This window comes from uncultured Microbacterium sp., assembly GCF_900078385.1.
Classification (GTDB): Bacteria; Actinomycetota; Actinomycetes; order Actinomycetales; family Microbacteriaceae; genus Microbacterium.
On sequence record NZ_FLQR01000009.1, the window covers coordinates 81837 to 102199 of the forward strand.

General features: G+C 70.1%; 18 protein-coding genes. 7 read left to right on the forward strand and 11 right to left on the reverse strand.

Translation table 11 applies throughout. The features are described from left to right. Positions 1 to 151: 151 nt before the first annotated feature. From tkt to pgl, 6 genes are read left to right on the forward strand one after another with little or no spacing between them, the layout of a single operon-like run. Positions 152 to 2248 (forward strand): transketolase, encoded by a 2097-nt coding sequence (gene tkt / locus QZL85_RS11800; protein ID WP_295576906.1) that lies wholly within the window; start codon positions 152 to 154, stop codon positions 2246 to 2248. Continuing rightward, positions 2245 to 3369, forward strand: a complete 1125-nt coding sequence (tal, locus tag QZL85_RS11805) for a transaldolase (protein WP_295576908.1) — start codon at positions 2245 to 2247, stop codon at positions 3367 to 3369. Before tkt ends, tal begins: the two co-directional genes overlap by 4 nt. Next, positions 3366 to 4985: a glucose-6-phosphate isomerase gene (locus QZL85_RS11810; RefSeq protein ID WP_295576910.1), complete on the forward strand. Its 1620-nt coding sequence runs from the start codon at positions 3366 to 3368 to the stop codon at positions 4983 to 4985. The genes tal and QZL85_RS11810 overlap by 4 nt, the downstream gene beginning before the upstream one ends. Before the next feature lie 11 nt (positions 4986 to 4996). Next, the gene (gene zwf, locus QZL85_RS11815; protein ID WP_295576912.1) at positions 4997 to 6547 is read left to right on the forward strand and encodes a glucose-6-phosphate dehydrogenase; all 1551 of its coding nucleotides are present in this window, start codon (positions 4997 to 4999) and stop codon (positions 6545 to 6547) included. Next, positions 6544 to 7476, forward strand: coding sequence for a glucose-6-phosphate dehydrogenase assembly protein OpcA (locus tag QZL85_RS11820; protein ID WP_295576914.1), 933 nt, complete (start codon positions 6544 to 6546; stop codon positions 7474 to 7476). Before zwf ends, QZL85_RS11820 begins: the two co-directional genes overlap by 4 nt. Before the next feature lie 7 nt (positions 7477 to 7483). Beyond that, positions 7484 to 8260 (forward strand): 6-phosphogluconolactonase, encoded by a 777-nt coding sequence (pgl, locus tag QZL85_RS11825; protein ID WP_295576916.1) that lies wholly within the window; start codon positions 7484 to 7486, stop codon positions 8258 to 8260. A gap of 32 nt (positions 8261 to 8292) precedes the next feature. Here the strand turns inward: pgl and QZL85_RS11830 are convergent, their stop codons facing one another. The 11 genes from QZL85_RS11830 to QZL85_RS11880 all read right to left on the reverse strand — a co-directional run bounded on the left by QZL85_RS11830 (position 8293) and on the right by QZL85_RS11880 (position 20081). Next, positions 8293 to 8649: an RNA polymerase-binding protein RbpA gene (locus tag QZL85_RS11830; RefSeq protein ID WP_295576918.1), complete on the reverse strand. Its 357-nt coding sequence runs from the start codon at positions 8647 to 8649 to the stop codon at positions 8293 to 8295. After that, positions 8649 to 8897 carry a preprotein translocase subunit SecG gene (gene secG, locus QZL85_RS11835; RefSeq protein WP_295576920.1) on the reverse strand — a complete coding sequence of 83 codons (249 nt, stop codon included), beginning with the start codon at positions 8895 to 8897 and terminating at the stop codon, positions 8649 to 8651. The genes QZL85_RS11830 and secG overlap by 1 nt, the downstream gene beginning before the upstream one ends. A 100-nt stretch (positions 8898 to 8997) precedes the next feature. Next, complete coding sequence (tpiA, locus tag QZL85_RS11840; protein ID WP_295576923.1) at positions 8998 to 9786, reverse strand: triose-phosphate isomerase; 789 nt, start codon at positions 9784 to 9786, stop codon at positions 8998 to 9000. Next, complete coding sequence (locus tag QZL85_RS11845; RefSeq protein ID WP_295576926.1) at positions 9777 to 10991, reverse strand: phosphoglycerate kinase; 1215 nt, start codon at positions 10989 to 10991, stop codon at positions 9777 to 9779. Before QZL85_RS11845 ends, tpiA begins: the two co-directional genes overlap by 10 nt. Before the next feature lie 5 nt (positions 10992 to 10996). Further along, positions 10997 to 12001: a type I glyceraldehyde-3-phosphate dehydrogenase gene (gap, locus tag QZL85_RS11850; RefSeq protein ID WP_295576929.1), complete on the reverse strand. Its 1005-nt coding sequence runs from the start codon at positions 11999 to 12001 to the stop codon at positions 10997 to 10999. Positions 12002 to 12104: 103 nt separating this feature from the next. Continuing rightward, on the reverse strand, positions 12105 to 12731 hold the full coding sequence (locus tag QZL85_RS11855) for a superoxide dismutase (protein WP_295576931.1): 627 nt from the start codon (positions 12729 to 12731) through the stop codon (positions 12105 to 12107). A gap of 128 nt (positions 12732 to 12859) precedes the next feature. Further along, positions 12860 to 13837, reverse strand: coding sequence for a DNA-binding protein WhiA (gene whiA, locus QZL85_RS11860; RefSeq protein WP_295576932.1), 978 nt, complete (start codon positions 13835 to 13837; stop codon positions 12860 to 12862). A gap of 41 nt (positions 13838 to 13878) precedes the next feature. After that, positions 13879 to 14760 carry an RNase adapter RapZ gene (gene rapZ / locus QZL85_RS11865; protein WP_295576934.1) on the reverse strand — a complete coding sequence of 294 codons (882 nt, stop codon included), beginning with the start codon at positions 14758 to 14760 and terminating at the stop codon, positions 13879 to 13881. 24 nt (positions 14761 to 14784) lie between these two features. Continuing rightward, complete coding sequence (gene uvrC / locus QZL85_RS11870; RefSeq protein WP_295576936.1) at positions 14785 to 16686, reverse strand: excinuclease ABC subunit UvrC; 1902 nt, start codon at positions 16684 to 16686, stop codon at positions 14785 to 14787. A 1-nt stretch (position 16687) separates the two neighbouring features. After that, positions 16688 to 19573 carry an excinuclease ABC subunit UvrA gene (gene uvrA, locus QZL85_RS11875; protein ID WP_295576937.1) on the reverse strand — a complete coding sequence of 962 codons (2886 nt, stop codon included), beginning with the start codon at positions 19571 to 19573 and terminating at the stop codon, positions 16688 to 16690. Between the two features lie 70 nt (positions 19574 to 19643). Continuing rightward, positions 19644 to 20081, reverse strand: a complete 438-nt coding sequence (locus tag QZL85_RS11880) for a MarR family winged helix-turn-helix transcriptional regulator (RefSeq protein WP_295576939.1) — start codon at positions 20079 to 20081, stop codon at positions 19644 to 19646. 38 nt (positions 20082 to 20119) lie between these two features. Between QZL85_RS11880 and QZL85_RS11885 the strand changes: the two genes are divergently transcribed. Further along, on the forward strand, positions 20120 to 20356 hold the full coding sequence (locus tag QZL85_RS11885; protein WP_295576942.1) for a hypothetical protein: 237 nt from the start codon (positions 20120 to 20122) through the stop codon (positions 20354 to 20356). The last annotated feature ends 7 nt before the right edge of the window (positions 20357 to 20363 follow it).

Consider the following 20363-nt stretch of genomic DNA (forward strand, 5'->3'; position numbering starts at 1 on the left):
CGCCCCACGGCGTCACACAGCGCCGTCCATCACCCGTCGCGCATACCGACTCGATATGCTGAGAGCCTCTGCGCGCCCCGCGCCGACCCCCTCCTTCCGAGGCCGCGATACGTCTCGCGTCGGGCGCAAACCCCAGACGAAAGGCGACCGAGTGTCAGAGCTGCAGTGGGACGAGATCGATCGGCGCGCGGTGGACACCGCGCGGATTCTCGCGGCGGATGCCGTGGAGAAGGTCGGCAATGGCCACCCCGGGACCGCGATGAGCCTCGCCCCCGCGGCCTACCTGCTGTATCAGCGGGTGCTGCGCCACGATCCGACCGAGACCGACTGGCTCGGTCGCGACCGCTTCGTCCTCTCCGCGGGACACTCCTCGCTCACGCAGTACGTGCAGCTCTACCTGGGCGGGTTCGGCCTCGAGCTCGATGACCTCAAGTCGCTGCGCACATGGGGCTCGAAGACGCCCGGCCACCCCGAGTACGGCCACACGGCCGGCGTCGAGATCACGACCGGCCCGCTCGGCCAGGGTCTCGCCTCCGCGGTGGGCTTCGCGTACGCGGCACGCTACGAGCGCGGCCTGTTCGACCCGGAGGCACCGGCCGGCGAGAGCCCGTTCGACCACTTCGTCTACGTCATCGCCGGTGACGGCGACCTGCAGGAGGGCATCACCAGCGAGGCGTCGAGCCTTGCCGGCCACCAGCAGCTCGGCAACCTCATCGCGCTGTACGACTCCAACCAGATCTCGATCGAGGACGACACCAACGTCGCATTCACCGAGGACGTCGCCGCGCGCTACGAGGCATACGGCTGGCACGTGCAGACGGTGGACTGGAAGAGCACCGGCGAGTACGTCGAGGATGTCGCCGAGCTCCACGCGGCGATCCAGGCGGCGCAGGGCGAGACCGCCAAGCCGTCGCTCATCATCCTGAAGACGATCATCGGCTGGCCCTCCCCCGGCAAGCAGAACACCGGCAAGATCCACGGCTCCGCCCTCGGCGGCGACGAGCTCGCCGCGACGAAGAAGGTCCTCGGGTTCGATCCCGAGCAGTCCTTCGTCGTCGCAGCCGACGTCCTCGAGCGCACCCGCGGCCTCGCCGAGCGCGGCGCCGAGGCCCGCGCCGCGTGGCAGCAGTCGTTCGAGGCCTGGGCTGCGGCGAACCCGGAGCGCAAGGCGCTCCTGGACCGCGTCGAGGCGAAGGAGCTCCCCGCGGACATCGCCGACGCCCTGCCGTCGTTCGAAGCAGGGAAGGACGTCTCGACCCGCGCCGCGAGCGGCCTCGTCATCAACGCCCTCGCCGAGCAGCTCCCCGAGCTGTGGGGCGGCTCCGCCGACCTCGCCGAGTCGAACCTGACCACGATCAAGTCCGGCAAGAGCTTCATCCCGGCCGAGTGGTCGACGCACGAGTGGTCCGGCGACCCGTACGGCCGCGTCCTGCACTTCGGCATCCGCGAGCACGCGATGGGCGCGATCGTCAACGGCATCGTGCTGCACGGGCCGACGCGCGCGTTCGGCGGCACGTTCCTCATCTTCAGCGACTACATGCGCCCCGCGGTGCGCCTGGCCGCCCTCATGGACGTGCCCTCGATCTTCGTCTGGACGCACGACTCCGTGGCGCTCGGCGAGGATGGCCCCACCCACCAGCCCATCGAGCAGCTGGCGACCCTGCGCCTCATCCCCAACTTCACGGTGGTGCGGCCGGCCGACGCGAACGAGACCGCCGCCGCGTGGCTGGAGATCCTCCGCCGCCACGGCGGCCCGACCGGCATCGCGCTCACGCGGCAGAACATCGCCGTGTTCCCCCGCGGCGAGGGGGACGCGGAGGGCGAGACGTTCGCCTCCACCGCGGGCGTCGCGCGCGGTGCGTACATCCTCGCCGAGGCGCCCGGCGGCACGCCGGACGTCATCCTCATCGCGACCGGCTCCGAAGTGCAGCTGGCCGTCGAGGCGCGGGAGACCCTGCGCGGCGAGGGCGTCAACGCCCGCGTCGTGTCGGCTCCGTCGCTGGAATGGTTCGCCGAGCAGGACGCCGCCTACCGCGAGAAGGTCCTCCCCGCCGCCGTCACCGCGCGCGTCTCGGTCGAGGCCGGTGCGACCGGCCTGTGGCGCGGCGTCGTGGGCGACCGCGGCGCGAGCGTCGGCATCGACCACTTCGGCGCTTCCGCCGACTACAAGACCCTGTTCGAGAAGTTCGGCGTCACCGCCGACGCGGTCGTCGAGGCCGCACGCGCCACTGTCAAGGAGAACGCATGAGCACCCCCACCAAGGCCCTGTCCGACGCCGGCGTCAGCATCTGGCTGGACGACCTGTCCCGCGCCCGCATCGAGTCGGGCAACCTCGCCGAGCTCATCGCGACGCGCGACGTCGTCGGCGTGACGACGAACCCGACGATCTTCCAGAGCGCGATCGGCAACACCGCCGACCACTCGTACGACGAGCGGATCGCTGCCCTGTCGGCGCGCGGCGCGGACGTCGACGAGGCGATCTTCGAGCTGACGACCGAGGACGTGCGCGACGCCGCCGACCTCTTCCGTCCCGTCTACGACGCCACCGCCGGCGTCGACGGCCGCGTGTCGATCGAGGTCTCCCCCGACCTCGCGCACGACACCGACGCGACCGTCGCCGAGGCGAAGAAGCTGTGGGCGAAGGTCGACCGGCCGAACACCCTCATCAAGATCCCCGCGACGAAGGCGGGCCTGCCCGCCATCACCGCGGTCATCGCCGAGGGCATCTCCGTCAACGTCACGCTGATCTTCAGCCTCGAGCGGTACGCGGCCGTCATCGACGCCTACCTGGCCGGCGTCGAGCAGGCTCAGGCCGCCGGGCACGACGTGTCCGGCATCCACTCGGTCGCGTCCTTCTTCGTCTCGCGTGTCGACACCGAGATCGACAAGCGACTGACGGCGATCGGCACCGACGAGGCCCTGGCACTCAAGAGCAAGGCGGGCGTCGCGAACGCGCGGCTCGCGTACGAGCTGTTCGAGCAGAAGTTCGCCGACCCGCGCGCGACGGCACTGACGGACGCCGGCGCGAACGTGCAGCGGCCGCTGTGGGCCTCGACGGGCGTCAAGGACCCGAACCTGCCCGACACGCTCTATGTGACGGAGCTCGTCGCGCCCGGCACGGTCAACACGATGCCGGAGAAGACGCTCGAGGCGACCTTCGACCACGGCGTCATCGCCGGCGACGCGGTCACCGTCAACTACGCCGACGCGCACGCGGTCTTCGACGGCCTCGCCGCCGTCGGCGTCGATCTCGTCGATGCCACGCAGCTGCTCGAGGACGAGGGCGTCGAGAAGTTCATCGCCTCGTGGCACGACCTGCAGGGCACCGTCAGCGCGGCGCTGCAGTCGGCGCCCGAGGGCGCGCGTTGAGCTTCGAGATCCACGTCTCCGGCCACGTCAAGGACGTGGTCGAGCAGACGCTGCCGGGGCTCGTCGCGAGCCTCGTGGCGAGCGGCATCACTGCCGGCGACGCGGACCTCTGGGGTCCCGCCGCCGCCGATGAGGCCTCCCGCCGCCTCGGGTGGGTCGAGGCCGTCTCGGTGTCGCGCCCGCTCGTGGCCGAGATCACCGCGCTGCGCGCGGAGCTCGTCGCGCAGGGGCTCACCCGCGTCGTCCTCGCGGGGATGGGCGGCTCGTCGCTCGCTCCCGAGGTGATCGCCGCCACGGCCGGGGTCCCGATCGTGATCCTCGACTCCACGGCGCCCGGTCAGGTCCTGGCCGCCCTCGATGGCGACGCCGAGACCGGCGGTCTCGACAAGACCGTCCTCGTGGTCGCATCGAAGTCCGGATCGACCGTGGAGACGGACTCCGCCAAGCGGGCGTTCGAGGCCGCGTGGAGCGACCTCGGCGTCGATCCCGCCGGTCGGATCATCGTCGTGACCGACCCCGGTTCGCCGCTGGATGAGGCGTCGCAGGCCGCCGGCTACCGCGTCTTCCACGCCGACCCGTCCGTGGGTGGCCGCTACTCCGCGCTCACCGCGTTCGGCCTCGTGCCGACCGGCCTCGCCGGTGTCGACATCGCCGAGCTGCTCGACGAGGCCGAGGCGACGCTCCTCGAGGTCGCGATCGACGACCCGAAGAACCCCGCGCTGGTCCTCGCGGCCGCGATCGCCGGAGGCACGCCGCGCCGCGACAAGATGGGGCTCGTCAGCGACGGCACCCACATCGTCGGGCTCCCGGACTGGATCGAGCAGCTCGTCGCGGAGTCGACCGGCAAGACGCGCACCGGCATCCTCCCGGTCGTCCTGCTCCCCGTCTCCCCCGAGGTCGACGAGACGCCCGCCGATCTGCAGATCGTCCGCATCGTCGACGACGCGCAGCACTTCCAGATCCTCGAGCAGTATCCCGACGAGGTGCTCGTCAGCGGTTCGCTCGGCGCCCAGTTCGTCGTCTGGGAGTACGCGACGGCGATCGCGGGACGGATGCTCGGGATCAACCCCTTCGATCAGCCCGACGTGGAATCCGCGAAGACCGCGACCCGCGGGCTGTTGGATGCCGCGCCCGCTGCCGGCGCGCCGTCGTTCACCGAGAACGGCGTCGAGGTGCGGGTCACCGACCCGGCCCTCGCCGCCTCCGGCACGCTCGCCGGCGTCCTCGGCGCCCTCTGGGGCGCCGTCCCGGCCGACGGGTATGTCGCGATCCAGGCCTACGTCGACCGCGTCGCCGTGCCGCAGCTCTCGGGTCTGCGCGAACTCGCCGCCGCCGACTCCGGCCGTCCGACGACGTTCGGGTGGGGTCCGCGGTTCCTGCACTCCACCGGGCAGTACCACAAGGGCGGGCCGGCGCACGGCGTGTTCCTGCAGATCCTCGAGTCGACCGACGTCGATCTCGAGATCCCGGGACGGCCGTTCACGTTCGGCCAGCTCATCCGCGCGCAGGCGGCCGGCGACGCCGAGGTGCTCGCCGCACACGGTCGACCCGTCGTGACCCTCACCCTCACCGACCCGCAGGTCGATGTCCTGACGCTCTTCGAAGCAGCACAGTAGGAGTTCCCCCGATGACTGTCGAGATCTCGCGCGGGATCAATCCGCTGCGCGACACCGGTGACCGCCGCCTGAACCGCATCGCCGGTCCGAGCGCGCTGGTCATCTTCGGCGTGACGGGTGACCTGTCGCGCAAGAAGCTCATGCCCGCCGTGTACGACCTCGCGAACCGCGGCCTGCTGCCGCCCGGCTTCGCGCTGGTCGGCTTCGCGCGCCGCGACTGGGAGGACCAGGACTTCGCGCAGGTCGTGTACGAGGCCGTCCGCCAGAACGCGCGCACCCCGTTCCGTGAGGAGACGTGGGGGCAGCTCCTGCAGGGCATCCGCTTCGTCTCCGGCGAGTTCGGCGACCCGGATGCCTTCCGCCGGCTCCGCGAGACGGTGGAGCGTCTCGACGTGGAACGCGGCACGATGGGCAACCACGCCTACTACCTGTCGATCCCGCCCAAGGACTTCCCCATCGTGGCGAAGCAGCTGCGCGACTCGGGGCTCGTCGACGACACCTCCGACGACGGCGACAGCTGGCGACGCGTCGTCATCGAGAAGCCGTTCGGCAGCGACCTGCAGAGCGCGCGGGAACTGAACGCGGCCCTCGAGGTCGCGTTCCCCGCCGACTCGATCTTCCGCATCGACCACTACCTCGGCAAGGAGACGGTCCAGAACATCCTGGCCCTGCGCTTCGCGAACGAGCTGTACGAGCCGATCTGGAACGCCAACTACGTCGACCACGTGCAGATCACGATGGCCGAGGACATCGGCGTCGGCGGGCGCGCGGGCTACTACGACGGCATCGGCGCGGCACGCGACGTCATCCAGAACCACCTGCTCCAGCTCCTCGCGCTCACGGCCATGGAAGAGCCGATCTCCCTCGACGCGAAGGATCTGCGCGCCGAGAAGGAGAAGGTGCTCGCCGCGGTGCGTCTGCCCGAGGACCTGTCCACGGCGACCGCCCGCGGCCAGTACGCCGGCGGCTGGCAGGGTGGCGAGCGGGTCACCGGCTTCCTCGCCGAGGACGGCATGGACTCCGACTCGCACACCGAGACGTACGCGGCCATCAAGCTCGAGATCGCGACGCGCCGCTGGGCCGGAGTGCCGTTCTACCTGCGCACGGGCAAGCGGCTCGGCCGTCGCGTGACGGAGATCGCCGTGGTCTTCAAGCGCACGCCGCAGCACCTGTTCCTGCGCAGCCAGACCCTCGAGCTCGGCCAGAACGCGCTCGTCATCCGCATCCAGCCCGACGAGGGTGTCACGATCCGGTTCGGGTCCAAGGTCCCCGGCGCCGCCACCGAGGTGCGCGACGTCACGATGGACTTCGGCTACGGCCACGCGTTCACCGAGTCGAGCCCGGAGGCCTACGAGCGTCTCATCCTCGACGTCCTGCTCGGCGACCCGCCGCTGTTCCCGCGGCACGAGGAGGTCGAGCTCTCCTGGCGCATCCTCGACCCCGTCGAGCAGTACTGGGCGGCGCAGGGCGGGCCGCTCGAGCAGTACTCCCCCGGATCGTGGGGTCCCTCGTCCGCCGATGAACTTCTGGCCCGCGACGGCCGCGTCTGGAGGCGCCCGTGATCGTCGATCTGCCCGACACCACCGTGTCGAAGATCGCCCGCTCCCTCGTGAGTGTGCGCGAGGAGGGTGGCGCCGTCGCGCTCGGCCGTGTGCTGACGCTCGTGATCGTGACCACGCACGGCCTGCAGGAGGACGCCATCGAGGCGGCCAACGACGCGTCGCGGGAGCACCCCATGCGCGTCATCGTGCTGATGTGCGACCGGGAGGGTGACGCGAAGCTCGACGCCCAGATCCGCGTGGGCGGCGACGCCGGCGCGAGCGAGGTCATCGTGCTGCGCGCGAAGGGCGACGCCGCGAGCAACCAGGAGAGCCTTGTCACGGGCCTGCTCCTGCCCGATGCCCCCGTCGTTGCCTGGTGGCCCGACGAGCCCCCCACGGAGCCCGCACAGTCGCCCATCGGGCGGATGGCGCAGCGCCGCATCACGGATGCCGCGACGAAGCCGTACGCCGCGGACCGGCTGTCGCGTCTCGGCCCGTCCTACGCCCCCGGCGACACCGACCTCGCCTGGACCCGCCTGACGCACTGGCGGGAGCAGCTGGCGGCCGTGCTTGACCAGCCGCCGTACGACCCCGTGACCGACGTCGTGGTGGTCGGCGCCGGCAGCTCCCCGTCGACGGGACTGCTGGCCGCGTGGCTGCGCCTCAAGCTCGACGTCCCCGTCACATGGCGCTACGCGCCGAGCGACGTCTGGGACCACGGCATCAAGAGCGTGCGGCTCGTGCGCGCGTCCGGCGACATCGTCCTGGAGCGCAGCAACGACATCGACGCGACGCTCACGCAGCCGGGGCAGCCCTCGCACGACATCGTGCTGCCGCGGCGGACGCTGCGCGAATGCCTCGCCGAGGAGCTTCGTCGCCTCGATCCCGACGTCCTGTATGGTCGGGTCATCACCGAGGGCTGGGAGCTCCTGGGACCCCCGACGACGTAGGAGCGACATGGCCGAGTTCTGGACCGAGAAGCGGGTCGTGATCAGCCCGGATGCCGATTCCCTGGCATCCTCCGTCGCGTCGCGCTTCCTCGATCGCATCGCCAAGCGGACCGCGGAGGGGAAGCGCGTCCATGTCGCGCTCACCGGCGGAGCCATCGGCACGCACGTGCTGGAGGCGATCGGAGCACACCCCGGCCGCACGGCGATCGACTGGTCCCGCGTGCACTTCTGGTGGGGCGACGAGCGATTCGTGCCCCGGGCCAGCCCCGACCGCAACGAGGCGACCGCGCGGGTGCTGCTGGACGCCATCGACGTGCCCGCGGCGAACGTGCACGCGATCGCGGCGTCCGACGACGGCCTCGACCTCGAGGACGCGGCGAACGCCTACGCCGCCGAGCTCGCGGCGTTCGGCACGACGGAGCGCGCCTGGCCGTCGTTCGAGATCTGCTTCCTGGGCGTCGGACCCGACGCGCACATCGCGTCGCTCTTCCCGGATCGCGCCGAGATCCAGGTGACCGACCGGTCCGTCGTCGCGGTGCGCGACTCCCCCGCCCCGCCGTCCGAGCGCATCACGCTGACGCGTCCCGTGATCAACGGGTCCAAGCGGGTGTGGATGGTGCTGTCCGGCCCGGACAAGGCGTCGGCGCTGGGCCTCGCGCTCGCGGGCGCGAGCTACGCGAGCGTTCCCGCCGCGGGCGCGAAGGGGCGCAAGCGCACGATCCTGTTCGTCGACGAGGCCGCCGCCGCGCAGGTTCCGGCCGAGCTCATCGACCAGGAGTACTGAGACTCGGCTCAGCGGCTCAGCGGCTCAGCGGCTCAGCTCAGGCCACGACGGTCGCGGAGCTGCTGCAGCGCGTCCTCGAGAAGGGCCTCGGCCTCTTCGTCGGTCCGGCGCTCCTTCACGTAGGCGAGGTGCGTCTTGTACGGCTCGGGCTTCGCGAGGGCCGGCGGGTTCTCCTTGTCGCGACCGGCCGGGAGCCCGGAGTGCGGGGAGTCGATCGTCTCGGGGATCTCCTCCGCGGCGATGCCGGCGGCGAAGTGGCGGACGGTCTCGTTGCCGAGCGCATCCCAGTAGGACACGGCGACGCGGTCGGCGTGGTGGCCGTGATCCTGCTCGCCCATCGGGCCGGCGCCGACACGGGTGCCGCGGATTGCATTTCCTCCGGTAGCCATCAGATCCCCTGGAACTTGGTGATGAGGCCGAGCGCGACGATCGAGACGAACCAGACGAGCGCGAGCACGACGGTGAAGCGGTTGAGGTTGCGTTCAGCGAGACCCGACGAACCCATCGCGGAGCTCATGCCGCCGCCGAACATGTCGGACAGGCCGCCGCCACGCCCCTTGTGAAGGAGGATCAGGAAGGTCAGCAGGAGGCTGGTGATGCCCAGCAGCACCTGCAGCACGAACTCGAGAGTCTGCACAGTCGTTGAAGCCTTTCGCGGCGATCACGTCGGATCGCACAAGGGTCGAGTATACCGTCTGGGGCGGCACGGCCCGATGTCCCGGGCCGTGCCGCTCACATCAGACGCCGACGTGCTTCTGGAAGCGGATGATCGCGGCGAACTCGTCGGCGAGGAGGCTGGCTCCCCCGACGAGTGCGCCGTCCACGTCCGGCTCCCGCATGAAGCTCGCGATGTTGCCGGATTTCACCGAGCCGCCGTACAGCACGCGCGTGCGCTCGGCGGCGCCGGCACCGAGCTTCGCGCCGATGACCTGGCGCAGCTTGGCGCAGACGTCCTGTGCCTGCTCGGGAGTGGCCGCCTGACCCGACCCGATGGCCCACACCGGCTCGTAGGCCACGACGATGTCGGCATCCGCCGAGACGCCGTCGAGCGCCTTCTCGAGCTGACCCACGGGAACCGCCGACGCACCGAACTCCTCGAGGTCGGCCGCCGTTTCGCCGACGCAGATGACGGGGACGAGCCCGTGCGTGAGCGCGGCCTTCACCTTCGCCGCGACGACCTCGTCGGTCTCATCGTGGTACTCGCGACGCTCGGAGTGCCCGATGATCACGTACGTGCAGTCGAGCTTCTTCAGGAACGCGCCCGAGATCTCGCCCGTGTAGGCGCCGGAGTCCTTCGTCGACAGGTCCTGGCCGCCGAGGGCGAACGGGATCTTGTCGGCGTCCAGAAGCGTCTGCACGGTGCGGATGTCGGTGAAGGGCGGGAAGACCGCCACCTCCACGGAGCCGTTCTCGTGCTTGGCCTCCTTGAGGGTCCAGTGCAGCTTCTGGACGAACGCGACCGCCTGGAGGTGGTCGAGGTTCATCTTCCAGTTGCCCGCGATGAGCGGGACTCTGCTCACTGCCATCCGAGGATCTCCAATCCGGGCAGCTTCTTGCCCTCGAGGAATTCAAGGCTCGCACCGCCGCCGGTCGAGATGTGCCCGAACCGGTCGTCGGGGAACCCGAGCTGACGGACCGCCGCCGCCGAGTCGCCGCCGCCGACGACGGAGAGTCCGTCGACCTCGGTGAGCGCCTGTGCGACGACCTTCGTGCCGGCGGCGAACGCCGGCATCTCGAAGACGCCCATGGGGCCGTTCCAGAAGACAGTCTTGGCCCCCCGGATGGCGTCCGCGAAGATCTCGGCGGTCTTCGGGCCGATGTCCAGGCCCATGCCGTCGGCGCCGAACGGCGTGTCCTCCAGGGCATCCGCCGCGGCGACCACGTGGTCGGCGTCCGCAGCGAACCCGGACGCCATCACGGCATCCACGGGGAGCACGATCTCGACGCCGCGTTCCTGCGCGGTGGCGATGTAGCCCCGCACGGTGTCGAGCTGGTCCTGCTCGAGCAGGCTCTTGCCGACCTTGTGCCCCTGTGCGGCGAGGAACGTGAACAGCATCCCGCCGCCGACGAGGACCTTGTCCACCCGCGGCAGGAGGTGCTCGATGACGCCCAGCTTGTCGCTGACCTTCGACCCGCCCAGCACGACCGCGTAGGGCCGCTCCGGCTTCTCGGTGAGGCGGTCGAGCACGTCGACCTCCTTCTCGATGAGGAACCCGGCAGCGGACGGCAGCAGCTCGGCGAGGTCGTAGACCGACGCCTGCTTGCGGTGCACGACACCGAACCCGTCGGAGACCAGCGCGTCGCCGAGTTCGGCGAGCTGCCGTGCGAAGGCGCCGCGCTCGGCGTCGTCCTTGGCGGTCTCCCCCGCGTTGAAGCGCAGGTTCTCGATGACGGCGATCTCGCCGTCCTCGAGCGCGGCGACGGCGTCCTTCGCCGAGGGGCCCACGGTGTCGCGCGCGAATGCGACCGGCTTGCCGAGCAGCTCGGACAGTCGCTGGGCGACCGGCTCGAGGCTGTACTTCGCGTCCGGCGCGCCGTCAGGCCGACCCAGGTGCGAGCAGGCGATGACCCGCGCACCCTGGTTGATGAGATGGTTCAGCGTGGGCAGAGCCGCCCGCACGCGGCCATCGTCCGTGATGACGCCGTCCTTCAGGGGGACGTTGAAGTCGACACGGACGATGACGCGCTTGCCGGCGAGCGAACCCAGTGAATCGAGGGTGCGCAGAGCCATGATCGTCAGAGCTTGCTGGCGACGAGCTCGGTGAGGTCGACGAGGCGGTTGGAGTAGCCCCACTCGTTGTCGTACCAGCCGACGACCTTGACCTGGTTGCCGATGACGCGGGTCAGGCCGGCGTCGAAGATGCAGGAGTGGTCGTCGGTGACGATGTCGCTGGAGACGATCTCGTCCTCGGTGTACTTCAGGATGCCCTTGAGGGGACCCTCGGCGGCAGCCTTGTACGCGGCCTTGATCTCGTCGACCGTGACCTCGCGCGACAGCTCGACCGTGAGGTCGGTGGCGGAGCCGGTGGGCACCGGCACACGCAGCGCGAAGCCGTCCAGCTTGCCCTTGAGCTCGGGCAGGACGAGGCCGATGGCCTTGGCCGCACCGGTCGAGGTGGGGACGATGTTGAGGGCGGCGGCGCGGGCGCGACGCAGGTCGCTGTGCGGGCCGTCCTGCAGGTTCTGGTCGGCCGTGTAGGCGTGGACCGTCGTCATGAGGCCACGCTCGATGCCGAAGTTGTCGTTGAGGACCTTGGCGAGCGGCGCGAGGCAGTTCGTGGTGCACGACGCGTTCGAGATGATGTTGTGCGTCTCGGGGTCGTACAGGTCCTCGTTGGCACCGATGACGAACGTCGCGTCCTCGCCCTTGGCCGGAGCCGAGATGAGGACCTTCTTCGCGCCGCCTTCGATGTGCTTCTTGGCGTCCGCGGCGTCGGTGAACCGGCCGGTCGACTCGATGACGATGTCGACGCCCAGCTCGCCCCAGGGCAGGTTCGCGGGGTCGCGCTCTTCGAAGACCTTGATCGTCTTGTCGCCCACGGTGATCGAGTCACCCGTGTACGTGACGTCCTGGTCGAGGCGACCGAGGATCGAGTCGTACTTGAGCAGGTGCGCGAGCGTCTTGTTGTCGGTGAGGTCGTTCACCGCCACGATTTCGAGGTCCGCGCCCTGCGCGAGGGCCGCCCGAAGGAAGTTGCGTCCGATTCGGCCGAAGCCGTTGATTCCGATCTTGACAGTCACGGAAGTTCTCCTGATTTTGTCGTGCGCGAGTGCGCGGTTGTTGCGGCTTCAATCAATGGACAACGGCGTCCAGGCAGGCCCCCCGCAGGGGCGGCCTCCATGATCATGACAGTACCAGCAGGCCCTCGGTCTTCTGGCGGGCCGTGTCAAAGCGCTTCTGGACGTTGGCCCAGTCGGCGATGTTCCAGAACGCCTTCACGTAGTCCGCGCGGACGTTCTTGTAGTCGAGGTAGTACGCGTGCTCCCAGACGTCCAGGAGGAGCAGCGGAATGCTGCCGGCGGCGAACTGCGACTGCTGGTCGAAGAACTGCTGGATGATGAGGTTCTGGCCGATGGAGTCCCAGAAGAGCCCCGCCCAGCCGGATCCCTGCACGCCGAGGGCGGCGGCGGTGAAGTGCGCCTGGAACTTGTCGAACGAGCCGAAGTGATCGGCGAGGGCCGCCTCGAGCTCGCCGGTGGGCTTGTCTCCGCCGTTGGGCGAGAGGTTCGTCCAGAAGATCGAGTGGTTGGTGTGGCCGCCGAGGTTGAACGCGAGGTCCTTCTCGAGCTTGTTCACGTACGCGAAGTCGCCCTTCTCGCGCGCTTCGGCGAGCTGGTCCAGCGCCGTGTTCGCGCCGGTGACGTACGCCTGGTGGTGCTTGGAGTGGTGCAGCTCCATGATCGTGCCGCTGATGCTGGGCTCGAGCGCCGCGTAGTCGTAGGTGAGCTCGGGGAGGGTGTACTTCGCCATGATCTCTTCTTCCTGTCGGCGCCGCGACGGGTCGCGACGAGGGGACGTTGTCATCCTATTGACTGGCAACGCCGCCGGCATCGGGTTGCTTCCCCCTGTGACCGGGTGTAACGGCGACCCGGTGCGCGTCAGTCTTCGAAGCCGACGGGGACGGCGGACTCGGTGTCCGGGATGCCGTCGACGGCGGCCTTCTTGTCGGCCATGGCGAGGAGCCGGCGGATGCGGCCGGCGACCGCGTCCTTCGTGAGCGGCGGGTCGGCGTGGTGGCCGAGCTCGTCCAGACTCGCGTCGCGGTGCGCGAGGCGCAGCTCCCCCGCCTGCTTCAGGTGGTCCGGGACATCGTCCGCGAGGATCTCTAGAGCCCGCTCGACGCGCGCGCAGGCGGCGACGGCGGCCTGCGCCGAGCGGCGCAGGTTGGCGTCGTCGAAGTTGACCAGACGGTTGACCCCCGCGCGCACCTCGCGGCGCTGGCGCAGCTCCTCCCACGACGCGGCCGTGCGGGCGGCGCCCATCGCGGACAGGGCGAGGCGGATGGCCTCGCCGTCGCGGACGACGACGCGCGGCACGCCGCGCACCTCGCGGGCCTTCGCGGCGATGCCGAGCCGGTGCGCGGCGCCCACGAGGGCCATGGCGGCCTCGCCGGACGGGCAGGCGATCTCGAGCGCGGCGCTGCGGCCCGGCTCGGACAGCGACCCGGCCGCGAGGAAGGCCCCGCGCCAGACGGCGGCGAGATCGGGACGGGCACCGGTCGTGAGCTTGTTGGGGAGCCCGCGGACGGGGCGGCGGCGCTGGTCGAGGAGACCGGTCTGGCGCGCGAGGGTCTCGCCGCCTTCGATGACCCGGACGGCGAAGTGCCCGCCGGCGCGGCCGCCGGAGGCCTGCACGCGGTGCAGCTCGGGGCGGACCCCGTAGATCTCCATGAGGTCGCGTGCCACCCGGCGGGCGAGCGGCTCGGATTCGACCTCGGCCTCGACGGCGACGCGTCCGGCGATGGAATGCAATCCGCCGGAAAAGCGCAGGAGCGCCGTCAGTTCGGCGACCCGGGCCGTGGGTCGAGCATCGCGAACGGCTGCGAGCTCGCTCTTCACGTCAGCGGTCAACGGCACGGCGATCCTTCGCTTCGGGGGTCTGGGGACGAAGGTCCAGCCTACTCGCGACCCAGGTCGCGGTGTTTCACCCGCACGGCCACACCGGGCACCTGCCCGAGGCGCTCGGCGAGCTCCCCCACCGTCACGACGGAGCGGTGCTTGCCGCCGGTGCAGCCGATCGCCACGACGGACTGGCGCTTGTTCTCGCGCTGGTAGCCCTCCAGCACCGGGCGCAGGGCCAGGGCATATGCGTCGATGAACTCCTGTGCGCCCTCCTGCGCGAGCACGTAGTCGCGGACGGTCGCGTCCTCGCCGGTGAGGGCCTTGAGCTCCGGGATCCAGAACGGGTTCGGCAGGAAGCGCATGTCGGCCACGAGATCGACGTCCGTCGGCAGTCCGTACTTGAAGCCGAAGCTCATGACGGTGACGGTGTGCTTCGCGGCACCCTCCTCGCTGAACGCCTCGATGATGCGCGTCGCGAGCTGGTGCACGTTGTCGCGGGACGTGTCGACGATGACGTCGGCGCTCTCCCGGATGGGGGCGAGCCGAGCGCGCTCACGTCGGATCCCCTCGAGGATCGTCCCGTCGCCCTGCAGCGGATGCGGGCGGCGCACCGACTCGAACCGGCGGACGAGCACGTCGTCGGCGGCGTCCAGGAACAGCACCCGCAGGTGTCGTCCGTCGCGCAGCGCCCGCGTGATCTCCGGCAGCTGGCCGAAGAGGCCGCGACCACGCACGTCGACGACGGCCGCGATCTTCGGCAGCGTGCCGACCGCGAGGCCCGTGAGCTCCAGCAGCGGTCGCAGCATCTGCGGCGGCAGGTTGTCCACGACGTACCAGCCGAGGTCCTCCAGCGCGTTGGCCGCCGTGGAACGGCCGGCCCCCGACATGCCTGTGACGATCAGAACCTCGCCGGCAGTACGCTCATCGCCCGTGCTCATCGCTGTGGTTCCTCCGGGTCCAGCCTACCCGGCGGAAAGATGCTGGTGGATCGTCGCGGCGAGCTTCGGGCCGACGCCCGGCAGCGCCTCGATCTCCTCCGTCGTGGCGTTCTTCAGCGCCGCGACGGAGCCGAAATGCCGCAGCAGCGCCTTGATGCGCGTGTCGCCCAGGCCCGGCACCTCGCTCAGCACCGAAGTGATGTCGCGGCGCCGGCGCTTGCGCTGATGGGTGATCGCGAAGCGGTGCGCCTCGTCGCGGAGGCGCTGCAGCAGGTACAGGGCCTCGGAGGTCCGCGGCAGGATGACGGGGTACTCCTCCCCCGGCAGCCACACCTCCTCGAGGCGCTTGGCGATGCCGCACAGGGCGACCTCGGAGTGGCCGGCATCCGCCAGCGCCCGGGCCGCGGCTTCGACCTGCGGCTGGCCGCCGTCGACGACGAGCAGCTGCGGACGGTAGGCGAAGCGGGGCTTCCGACGGGTCGTGACGACCTCGCCGTCGGCCATGGGATCGAAGGGCTGCTCCTCGTCGTCCTCCTCCGGACGGTCGAGGTAGGCGAGCCGGCGCCGCAGCACCTGGTACATCGAGTCGGTGTCGTCCGTGGTCTCGGCGACGCCGAACGAGCGGTACTGATCCTTTCGCGGCAACCCGTCCTCGAAGACGACCATGGATGCCACGACGTTCGTGCCGCTCAGGTGCGACACGTCGAAGCACTCGATGCGCAGCGGCGCCTCCTCGAGCCCCAGCGCCTCCTGCAGGTCGGTCAGGGCCTGCGTGCGCGCCGTGTAGTCGCTCGTCCGACGCGTCTTGTGCAGCATCAGCGCCTGCTGCGCGTTGAGGGTCGCGGTCCGCATGATGTCGGCCTTGCGACCGCGCTGCGCGACCTGGATCGAGACCTGCTTGCCGCGACGCTCGCGGAGCCACTGCTCGAGCTCCGCCTCATCCTCGGGCAGGACCGGGACGAGCACCTGGCGCGGGATGTCGGCGGGCGATGCCTCGCCGTAGGTGCGCTGCAGCACCTGATCCACGAGGTCCGCGCGGGAGATGTCGAGCTCCTTGTCGATCGTCGTGGCGCGCACACCGCGCACGCGCCCGCCGCGGATCACGAAGAGCTGCACGGCCGCGGACAGCTCGTCTTCGGCGATCCCGAACAGGTCGGCATCCGTGTCGCTGGCGAGGACCAGCGCGCTGCGGTTGAGGACGGCATCGATCGCCTGCAGCCGGTCGCGGTACAGCGCGGCGGACTCGTAGTCCATCGCCGCGGAGGCCTCGTGCATCCGCTTGGTGAGGGCCTTCGTGAAGCGCTGGTCCCCGCCGGACATGAACGCGATGAAGTCGTCGACGATCGCCCGATGCTCCTCGACGGTCACCTTCATCGAGCACGGTCCCCCGCACCGGCCGATCTGGCCGGGGAAGCACGGCCGCCCCGTGGCCATGGCCTTCTTGTACGACGCATCGCTGCACGTGCGGATGGGGAAGACCTTGATCATCAGGTCGATCGTGTCGTGCACGGCCCAGACCTTCGGATAGGGCCCGAAGTACTTCGCCCCGCGGATCTTCCGGTTGCGCGTGACGATGACGCGCGGCGCCTCGTCGGCGAGCGTGATCGCCATGTACGGGTAGGACTTGTCGTCCTTGTAGCGGACGTTGAACGGCGGATCGAACTCCTTGATCCACATGTACTCCAGCTGGAGCGAATCCACGTCGCTGTCGACGACGGTCCACTCCACGGAGCTCGCCGTCGTGACCATCCGGCGGGTGCGCTCGTGCAGCGTGTGCAGCGGGGCGAAGTAGTTCGACAGCCGCGCACGCAGGTTCTTCGCCTTGCCGACGTAGAGCACCCGGCCGTCGGCGTCGCGGAACCGGTAGACGCCGGGGTTGGTCGGGATCTCGCCTGGACGGGGCTTGTACGACAGTGGGGATGCCACGTCAGCCGGCCTTGCGCGCCGCTTCGACTCCCAGGAGCTCGGCGAGGAACATGCCGGTGTGGCTGCCGGGGACCGACGCGACCCGCTCGGGCGTGCCCGTCGCGACGACCTGCCCGCCGCCGGCACCGCCCTCCGGTCCCATGTCGATGACCCAGTCCGCGGACTTGATCACGTCGAGGTTGTGCTCGATGACGATGACGGTGTTGCCCTTCTCGACGAGGCCGTTAAGCACGCTGAGCAGGAGACTGACGTCCTCGAAGTGCAGGCCCGTGGTCGGCTCGTCGAGCACGTAGATGCTGCGCCCGTTGGAGCGGCGCTGCAGCTCGGTGGCGAGCTTGACGCGCTGCGCCTCGCCGCCGGAGAGCGTCGTGGCCGACTGCCCGAGCCGCACGTAGCCGAGGCCGACGTCGACGAGGGTCTTCAGGTAGCGGTGGATCGCCTGGATGGGCTCGAAGAACTCCGCGGCCTCGGCGATCGGCATGTCGAGCACTTCGGCGATGTTCTTGCCCTTGTAGTGCACGGCCAGGGTGTCGCGGTTGTACCGCTGCCCGTGGCACACCTCGCAGTCGACGTAGACGTCGGGGAGGAAGTTCATCTCGATCTTGATGGTGCCGTCGCCCGAGCAGGCCTCGCAGCGCCCGCCCTTGACGTTGAAGCTGAACCGGCCGGGCTGATACCCGCGCGCCTTGGCCTCGGGGGTCTCGCTGAAGAGGGTACGGACGCGGTCGAACACACCCGTGTAGGTCGCCGGGTTCGAGCGCGGCGTGCGGCCGATCGGCGCCTGGTCGACGTGGACGACCTTGTCGAGGTTGTCGAGGCCCGTGACGCGGGTGTGCTTGCCGGCGACGCGGCGCGCGCCGTTCAGGCGCGTGGCGAGCACTTCGTACAGGATGCCGTTGACGAGGGAGGACTTGCCCGAGCCGCTCACACCGGTGACGGCGGTCAGGACCCCGAGCGGGAAGTCGACCGTCACGTTCTGGAGGTTGTTCTCCCGTGCGCCGACGACGGTGACCTGACGGCTCTTGTCGATCTTGCGCCGTCGCTTGGGCGTCGGGATGGCGCGCCGCCCGCTGAGGTACTCGCCCGTGAGGGAGTTGCGGTCCTCGAGAAGCGAGGAGAGCGGGCCGGAGTGCACGACGCGCCCGCCGTCCACACCGGCGCGGGGTCCGATGTCGACGACCCAGTCCGCGGCGTGGATGGTCTCCTCGTCGTGCTCCACGACGATGAGCGTGTTGCCGAGACCCTTGAGCTTGAGGAGCGTTTCGATCAGGCGCCGGTTGTCGCGCTGGTGGAGGCCGATCGACGGCTCGTCGAGGACGTACAGGACGCCGGTCAGGCCGGAGCCGATCTGCGTCGCCAGGCGGATGCGCTGCGCCTCACCGCCGGACAGCGATCCGGCGGAACGGCTGAGACTCAGGTAGTTGAGCCCCACCTGGATGAGGAAGTCGAGGCGGGCGCGGATCTCGCGCAGCACCGCCGCGGCGATCTGCGCCTCCCGATCGGTCAGCTCGAGCTTGGCGAAGTACTCCTGCGCTTCGCCGAGGCTGAGCCGGGACGCATCGGCGATCGAGTGGCCGTGCACGAGCACGGCGAGCACCTCGGGCTTGAGACGGTCGCCGTCGCACACGGGGCAGGGCACCTCGCGGAGGTACTCCGCCCAGCGCTGGCGCTGCGTGTCGGAATCGGCCTGCGTGTACTGCCGCTCGATGTACGGCACGACGCCCTCGAAGCCGGAGGTGTAGCGCATCTCGCGGCCGTAGCGGTTGCGCCACTTGACCGTGACCTTGAAGTTCTCGCCGCGCAGGACCGCGTTCTTGGCGTCGAGGCTGAGCTCGCGCCACGGCGTGTCGAGGGAGAACCCCAGGTCGTCCGCGAGGCCCGCGAGGAGGCGCTCGTAGTACTGGTACAGACCCTTGCCCTGCGTCGTCCAGGGGATGATGACACCCTCGTTGATCGAGAGCTCCTCGTCGCCGAGCATGAGGTCGGTGTCGACCGACATGCGGGTGCCGAGGCCGGAGCACGCGGGGCACGCGCCGAAGGGCGCGTTGAAGGAGAAGGTGCGCGGCTCGATCTCGGTCAGCTGCAGCGCGTGTCCGTTGGGGCAGGCGAGCTTCTCGCTGAAGCTCTGCCACGCATCGTCGCCCTCCTCGTCCACGAAGTTCACCTGCATGACACCACCCGCGAGGCCGAGTGCGGTCTCGACGGAGTCGGTGACGCGGCTGAGGATGTCGGGGCTCGCGACGAGACGGTCCACGACGACCGCGATGTCGTGCTTGTAGCTCTTCTTGAGAGTCGGCGGCTCGGCGAGCTGGATGAGGTCGCCGTCCACGACGGCGCGGGCGTAGCCCTTCGCGGAGAGCTCCTTGAAGAGGTCGACGAATTCGCCCTTCTTCTGCGAGACGACGGGCGCGACGATCTGGTAGCGGGTGCGCTCCGGAAGCTCCATGAGCTGGTCCGCGATCTGCTGCACCGTCTGCCGCTGGATCTGCTCGCCGCACTCGGGGCAGTGCGGGATGCCGATCCGCGCCCAGAGGAGACGCATGTAGTCGTGGATCTCGGTGATCGTGCCGACGGTCGAGCGGGGGTTCCGGTTCGTCGACTTCTGGTCGATGGACACGGCGGGGCTCAGGCCCTCGATGAAGTCCACGTCGGGACGCTCGACCTGACCCAGGAACTGGCGCGCGTACGAGCTCAGCGACTCGACGTAGCGGCGCTGGCCTTCCGCGAAGATCGTGTCGAACGCGAGGCTGGACTTGCCGGAGCCGGACAGCCCTGTGAAGACGACCAGCGCGTCGCGGGGGATGTCGAGGTCGACGTCGCGGAGATTGTGGACGCGGGCACCGCGGACGGTGAGTTTCGAGGAGCTGGCGACGGGGACGATGGGCACCGGACAAGTCTAGGTCGGGCCCCGGACACCGGGTTCGGACTTCGCTCTCCGCGAGACTCGTGCGGGCGCGTCAGGCGCGGATGGCCCCGGCGAACGGGGCGAGGCCGTCGCGCAGCCGCGCGAGCTCGATCGCATCCAGCCCGGTCCGCGCCATGACCTGCGCCGGGACATCCAGCGCCCGTTGCCGGAGAGCGCGGCCTTCCGCGGTGAGCGCGATCTCGAGCACGCGCTCATCGGCGGCACGCCGGGCTCGGGTGACCCGCCCCTGCGCCTCGAGGCGCTTGACGAGCGGCGATAGCGTCGCCGGCTCCATCGCGAGCTCGTCGGCCAGTTCGCCGAGCGAGCGCGGGGCGCTCTCCCACAGGGCGAGCATGACGAGGTACTGCGGATGGGTCAGACCCAGCGGCTCGAGGATCGGTCGGTAGATCGACACGACGTTGCGCGCCGCCGTCACGATGGCGAAGCAGAGCTGGTTCTCCAGCTTGAGCAGGTCATCCCGGGGGTCCATGGAGCCAGTGTATCTAATCATTTAGTACACTAATCATCATGGCGCGAAATGAATCCGACCCCCGTCCGCTGCGCACGCGCGTCCGCGACGCGGGGGGCTGGTACGCCTACCTCAACATGCGCCTCATCTCGATCGCCGGTCCGGCCTCCGTCGGCCCTTATGACACCGAGCCGGAGCCGGTGCGGACCGGGCGCGCCTGTCCGCTGTGCGGACATCCCATGTCGGCGCACGCGTTCGACCGCTCGGGGCCGAAGCCGCTCATGACCTGCCCCTGACGGACTC